Here is a 5,830-nt window from a genome sequence, read left to right as displayed (position 1 = left end):
GCTTAAGACCGTTCTTTCTTATAAAAGTTCCCCCGCGACAGGCTAAGCCTGAGGATGCGGTAGGCGCCATGAGCTGAAATCATTCGTTGAAATCCATCAGCTTCGACTCTTGCCCGGTGAAAACTGACCATCAGCCGGTGAAGCAAGAAAAAGACTTCTTTAAATTGCCTTAATGAATTAACCATTTTATCAGGAAAAAATCAGCGGTATGGGCTGACAGTATTTCGCTGGCCATAAAGCCCAGGAAAAGAGCGCCGGAAATAATTAACAGGGGTTCAAGCAGAGACATCATAATAATGTACGTATGGCTCATTCCCAGCATCTGATAAAGTCGTATTTCCTGTCTTCGTTCCTGAAGGTTACTGATCAACGCATAAAAAAGGGTCAGCAGGCACAACCCGAGCGTGACAAAAGATATGGAAATCAGGCTGACCGTTGCCCTGTTAAGGTAACCGTAAAATAGCTCCAGCTCCCTGGCGGGCATCGCGACGGTTATCTCCAGGCCTTGTTCTGTGGCCGATTGGGTCAGTTTTTTTTCCAGAGCCAGAAGGGCCATGCGATCCCTCAGCTTTATATCGATAAAAGCGATATCATCAGGGCTTGACCAGCTCGGCCTATGGTCTTCAGCGTATTTTTTTCGTGCTTTTATCAGGCCCTCAATCGGGATGTAAATACGATCATCCTGGTGGGTATTCTGGCGTGGCAGAATACCGGCGATGGTAAATAATTCTTTGTACTCTTGTTCTGACCCCGGTTCGTTGCCATCAGCAATCGTCATCTGGTCGCTGACTTTGTAACCAAATTCATTCGCTATGTTTACTCCAATATAAGCCGTCATTGGCTGGTTGGTTGACGGTGATGTTTCAGGACTGACCGGCTGTTGATGTTGGTTCTCCGGGTATCCTGAATTGCTGGCTGCTTCTGCTGCCATTTGCCCTATCCCTTCGGCGCTGGTGCCAATCACGGGGATTCCCCGATGGGTTTCGCCATAGGCATAGGGAATGGCGTATTCAATCTCCGGATGGCTTGTCAGCTCGCCCAGCAGGCCCAGGCTCATTTTGGGTGGTGGTGAACCCACGTTAAACAGAGAGAACAGAACCAGCGGCATGGCCGGTGTTTCTTTGCTGATAATCAGGTCACTTTTCAGTGAGTAGCGATCAATGTTTTCAATGAGTTGTTGCTTGATCCCCTGAAACAGAAAAACCAGGTAAAAGCCAACGGTCAGAACCAGCAGCATGGTCAGCGTATTTTTTTTTCGATAGCCCGTGCTCTTCATGGCATGTTGAAAGCTCAGTAATGTATTACTGAGCCAGCTGATGTTTACCATAATCTGGCCACCTGCTGTGAATGGTTGATTTCTGACATATCAAGACAGCGGTCAAATCCCGGGTATGGGGTATGGTCAATACAGATCAATGTCTGCCCATGCTCCCTGGTGGTTTTCAGCAACATGTCATAGAGGGTTTGTCGAGTCTGCGGATCCAGCGCTGATGCGGCTTCATCGGCCAGAATCAGGGGAGGGGCGCCGATCAGTGCACGGGCAATAGCTACCCGTTGCTGCTGGCCAATGCTCAGCCTGCCAGTGCTTTGGCGCAGCAGTTCAGGGTTCTCCATGTTGAGTGCGGCCATCAGCTGATAAGCCTCATAGTTCGCGGTGGTTTTCCGGTCTTTCAGTCGCTGCTGGCGCCATTTGGATAAACGACAGGGGAGCAAAATGTTTTCCAGCGGGTTCAGATAAGGAATCAATGTTGGTTGCTGGAAAATGTAACCCACCTGACCGGCCCGAAATGTTTCCCGTTCGGATCTGGACAGGCTGCCAATGTGCTGGCCAAGTATGTCAATTCTGCCACTGTCGGGTATCAGTAACCCGGTCAGCAGTTGCAGCAACGTGGTCTTGCCAGAGCCATTCAACCCGGTAATCTGCAGGCGTTCACCCTTCTCTACCGTAAACAGCGGTATCGACAGGCAGTTTTTCTTTCCTCTGCTCAATTCAAGCTTTTCTACGGTAACTGCCTGACTCATGCGTGGCCCTCTTTCAATACACAGCTTTTTAATCGTGAAAAAACTCCGGAAGGAAATCACTCGTTGCTGATGGTTTCAGCAACTGAACATTCTTTTGCTCCGGGCTTAGCTGCTGTTTACTTTGCCAGTGATCACTGACCAGCCAGACGCTGGTGTGCCTTAAATCAGGTATTGCCCCGAACCCCAGGAAAGTGAAGTGAGACAGGTTTTCCGGGCTTTGGCATTCATATTCGAGATAGCCGTTGATTTCTCTGGGGCTGGTGTTTGCAAGGGGCGACTCAATCATGGGATAAGGCATGTCTGGCGGCTCAACAAGAAACTGCTTTTGCGTTTGTCGGCACTGTGCATCTTCCGGGAGTGTAACCAGCGGGGTGAATTCTTTCAGGTACCGGGCCAGGGAACGAAGCGGCCGCTTGGTGATCGTAGCTGCAGCCTCCGGGGAGATAAAGAAGAACAGACTAAGGGTATTCTTTTGCAGGTTAACATCCAGCAGAATGGAAGCGGGTTCATAGGCACGGTGAACACTCTGGCCAATGGAGCGCTGGTTCCCATGGCTGGACGTTATGGCGATGGTCATTCCCAGTACGAGGCAGGCCACAGCGTCAGTAATGATTTTGTGGTCAATATTCATGGGCAGCTTTCCTGAAGGTATCGCTTTCCTGAATCAATCAATGCGGTATCTTTGAGAAAGTTGCGACCAATTAATAACTGTTGGGGAAAATTGCTGCGACTGATTAAGGACGTTTCTACAGTGCGCGTAATCGAACCTATTTTTATCGTGTTTCGGACCACCGCCCGCTCACTGGGTGCCCCTTTGTGGGTGATTATTCTGGCAACGCGGCTAACCGGTTGATGCATTGGTGTTTTCTGACTGCTTTCCCTGTGAACAAAATCATAGTAAACCCAGCGGGTCCCATTTCTCTTAATGTGCATGCGGATGTTACGGGCATCCAGGGCGGTGGTGGTAGCACCGCTGTCAACCAGTGATGCAACCTTGTGCTGGTGAATATTGACCAGCGTGGCGTTTTCCAGATAACCAAACAGCGGGCGTCCATCTGCAGTGCAGGTCTGGCTGGCCCCTGGAGCCGACAACGATAAACCTGAAAAGAAAACCATGATAATGAGCCGTAACAGTGGTCCTGATGGCCAAGTGGATAGGTGTTTGATTGTCCTGTTCATATCTCTGATAACCGCTTTACCCGGTTCAGTATTTATCTCAAAGCTATCGGCTATACAGGTGATGGTTTGATAGTTGCTAAAACAGCATCGTTACAGAAGCACTTCCCGGTTTAACTTGCAGGCATTTTCTTTACGACACAATTTGTCTATTTAAGGGGATTCGTAGTTAAATACAGTCCTTCAATTTTCGTTGCGACTGAGAAATGAACAAGCTCCCCTGCTTCAAGGCGTACGATATCCGGGGTCGCCTGCCGGATGAACTCAATGAAGCTATTGCCTACCGCATAGGCAGGGCCTATGGCGAGTACCTGAAGCCAAAAGATGTGGTTGTGGGTGGGGATAGCCGCCTGACCAGTGAAGCTCTGAAGCACTCATTGGCACAAGGTCTGCGTGATGCCGGAGTCAATGTTCTGGATATTGGCCTGTCTGGCACGGAAGAGATCTATTTTGCCACATTTCATCTGGGGATTGATGGTGGTGTTCAGGTGACCGCCAGTCACAACCCGATTGACTACAACGGCATGAAACTGGTGCAGGCTGGTGCACAACCCATCAGTGGTGATAACGGCTTGCGGGAGATTCAGCAGCTGGCAGAAGCGAACCGGTTTGGGGAGCCTGCTGCACAGCGGGGCAACTACAAGAAGATCTCTGTTCTGGATGACTATATCAGCCACGTTCTTGGGTATATCCAGGCTGACAGCCTCAAGCCAATGAAGCTGGTGGTCAATGCCGGTAATGGGGCGGCAGGGCATGTGGTGGATGCTATTGAGGAGCGATTCCGTGCCGCCGGTGTGCCGGTGGAGTTTATCAAAGTCCTCCATGAGCCGGATGGTAATTTTCCCCAGGGTATCCCTAATCCATTACTGCCTGATTGTCGTCAGACGACAGCAGACGCCGTTCTGGAACATCAGGCCGATATGGGTATCGCCTGGGATGGTGATTTTGATCGCTGCTTTCTGTTTGATGAGCAGGGACAGTTTATCGAAGGGTACTATATCGTCGGGTTATTGGGAGAGGCATTTCTTGCCCACAATCCTGAGGCAAAAATCATCCATGACCCGAGGCTGACATGGAATACCATCGATCAGGTACAAGCGGCGGGTGGTGAGCCTGTTCTGTGCAAAACCGGCCATGCCTTTATCAAGCAACGGATGCGTCAGGAAGACGCGGTTTATGGTGGTGAGATGAGTGCGCATCATTATTTCCGTGATTTTGCCTATTGTGACTCCGGCATGATTCCCTGGCTGCTGGTCACCGAGCTGATGTCCAGGAAGGGGCAGCCCCTGTCAGCGCTGGTCAGTGAGCGTATCGCCATGTTTCCGTCTTCCGGTGAAATTAACAGCAAACTGACGGACCCTCAGGCTGCTATAGAGCGAGTATTGGCTCACTATCAGCAAGATGCGCTGGAGGTCGATAACACCGACGGCATCTCCCTGGATATGGGGCGCTGGCGTTTTAATCTGCGACTTTCCAATACCGAGCCAGTGATTCGTCTGAATGTCGAAAGTCGTGGCGATGAACGGTTGATGCAGGAAAAAACAGCAGAGTTACTGAAGCTGATTCGTCACTGAGATTTTTTCAATTTAAGTTGGATAAACAAAGAGCCTTAAATGATTAAAAAATGCCTTTTTCCAGCAGCAGGCTATGGAACCCGGTTCCTGCCAGCCACCAAGTCCATGCCCAAAGAGATGATGCCGATCGTCAGCAAACCACTGATTGAGTACGGCGTTGAAGAAGCGCTTCAGGCCGGTATGTCGGATATCTGCATTGTCACCGGTCGAGGCAAGCGTTCACTGGAAGATCACTTTGATGTGAACTACGAGCTGGAGCATCAGATTTCTGGTACGGATAAAGAGAGCCTGCTCTCTGATATCCGCAGTGTGATCGACCAGTGCTCCTTCTCATACACCCGTCAGCATGAGATGAAGGGGCTGGGTCATGCAGTACTGACCGGACAGACACTGATTGGTGACCAGCCATTTGGCATGGTGCTGGCGGATGATCTCTGTATCAACCTGGGCGGCCCGGGGGTTCTGGCGCAGATGGCGCAACTCTACAAGCAGTTCCGTTGCAGTATTGTTGCGGTTCAGGAGGTGCCTCAGGATGAAGTACATAAATACGGGGTGATTGCTGGCCAGTATATCTCGGAAGACCTGATCCGGGTTGAGAATATGGTGGAAAAGCCGGCCAAAGAAGATGCGCCCAGCAATCTCGCCATTATTGGTCGTTATATTCTGACACCGGACATCTTTGACCTGATTCATGATACCCAGCCTGGTAAAGGTGGCGAGATTCAGATTACCGATGCGTTGATGGCTCAGGCCCAGCGTGGCTGCGTAATGGCTTATAAGTTCAAGGGTGAACGTTTTGATTGTGGCAGTATTGAGGGCTTTATTGAGGCCACCAATTACTGTTATGACCATTTGTACCGTTAAAAAAGGTTTGCTTTATCTCTGCTTTGGTCAGCTGAATCACGCTGCACTGGTAATTCCGGCCGTTCGGAAGATAGTGGGTCTGCTGCCGTTCCACTGCTGATGATGCTTTGGCCGGGTGCGGTGGTCTTCCACGGCGTGATAGACCAATTTGCTGCCACCGCAGTAGGGCAGTCTATTCTCGGACAGGCTCCTAG

General features: G+C 50.4%; 6 protein-coding genes. 2 read left to right on the top strand and 4 right to left on the bottom strand.

All coding sequences use genetic code 11. From position 1 onward, the window contains the following. Positions 1 to 169: 169 nt before the first annotated feature. The 4 genes from KDK13_RS14805 to KDK13_RS14790 are packed head-to-tail and all read right to left on the bottom strand — an operon-like array spanning position 170 to position 3,138. Positions 170 to 1,327, bottom strand: coding sequence for an ABC transporter permease (locus KDK13_RS14805; protein ID WP_257285746.1), 1,158 nt, complete (start codon positions 1,325 to 1,327; stop codon positions 170 to 172). Beyond that, positions 1,321 to 2,022 carry an ATP-binding cassette domain-containing protein gene (locus KDK13_RS14800; protein ID WP_257285745.1) on the bottom strand — a complete coding sequence of 234 codons (702 nt, stop codon included), beginning with the start codon at positions 2,020 to 2,022 and terminating at the stop codon, positions 1,321 to 1,323. Before KDK13_RS14800 ends, KDK13_RS14805 begins: the two co-directional genes overlap by 7 nt. 28 nt (positions 2,023 to 2,050) lie before the next feature. Further along, complete coding sequence (locus tag KDK13_RS14795; RefSeq protein ID WP_257285744.1) at positions 2,051 to 2,653, bottom strand: hypothetical protein; 603 nt, start codon at positions 2,651 to 2,653, stop codon at positions 2,051 to 2,053. Next, positions 2,650 to 3,138, bottom strand: a complete 489-nt coding sequence (locus tag KDK13_RS14790) for a RimK/LysX family protein (protein ID WP_257285743.1) — start codon at positions 3,136 to 3,138, stop codon at positions 2,650 to 2,652. The genes KDK13_RS14795 and KDK13_RS14790 overlap by 4 nt, the downstream gene beginning before the upstream one ends. Positions 3,139 to 3,404: 266 nt before the next feature. Between KDK13_RS14790 and cpsG the strand changes: the two genes are divergently transcribed. Both cpsG and galU read left to right on the top strand, forming a co-directional pair. Continuing rightward, on the top strand, positions 3,405 to 4,772 hold the full coding sequence (cpsG, locus tag KDK13_RS14785; RefSeq protein ID WP_257285742.1) for a phosphomannomutase CpsG: 1,368 nt from the start codon (positions 3,405 to 3,407) through the stop codon (positions 4,770 to 4,772). 39 nt (positions 4,773 to 4,811) lie between these two features. Continuing rightward, positions 4,812 to 5,636, top strand: a complete 825-nt coding sequence (gene galU / locus KDK13_RS14780) for a UTP--glucose-1-phosphate uridylyltransferase GalU (RefSeq protein WP_257285741.1) — start codon at positions 4,812 to 4,814, stop codon at positions 5,634 to 5,636. Positions 5,637 to 5,830 lie beyond the last annotated feature (194 nt).

The organism is Endozoicomonas sp. SESOKO1 (genome assembly GCF_024606265.1).
GTDB lineage: Bacteria > Pseudomonadota > Gammaproteobacteria > Pseudomonadales > Endozoicomonadaceae > Endozoicomonas.
This window is presented reverse-complemented; position numbering and strand designations above follow the sequence as displayed.

Bases quoted from the DNA above. Each gene is read 5' to 3' on its own strand.
- KDK13_RS14805 (WP_257285746.1), bottom strand. From the start codon at position 1,327: ATGGTAAACATCAGCTGGCTCAGTAATACATTACTGAGCTTTCAACAT.
- KDK13_RS14800 (WP_257285745.1), bottom strand. From the start codon at position 2,022: ATGAGTCAGGCAGTTACCGTAGAAAAGCTTGAATTGAGCAGAGGAAAG.
- KDK13_RS14795 (WP_257285744.1), bottom strand. From the start codon at position 2,653: ATGAATATTGACCACAAAATCATTACTGACGCTGTGGCCTGCCTCGTA.
- KDK13_RS14790 (WP_257285743.1), bottom strand. From the start codon at position 3,138: ATGGTTTTCTTTTCAGGTTTATCGTTGTCGGCTCCAGGGGCCAGCCAG.
- cpsG (WP_257285742.1), top strand. From the start codon at position 3,405: ATGAACAAGCTCCCCTGCTTCAAGGCGTACGATATCCGGGGTCGCCTG.
- galU (WP_257285741.1), top strand. From the start codon at position 4,812: ATGATTAAAAAATGCCTTTTTCCAGCAGCAGGCTATGGAACCCGGTTC.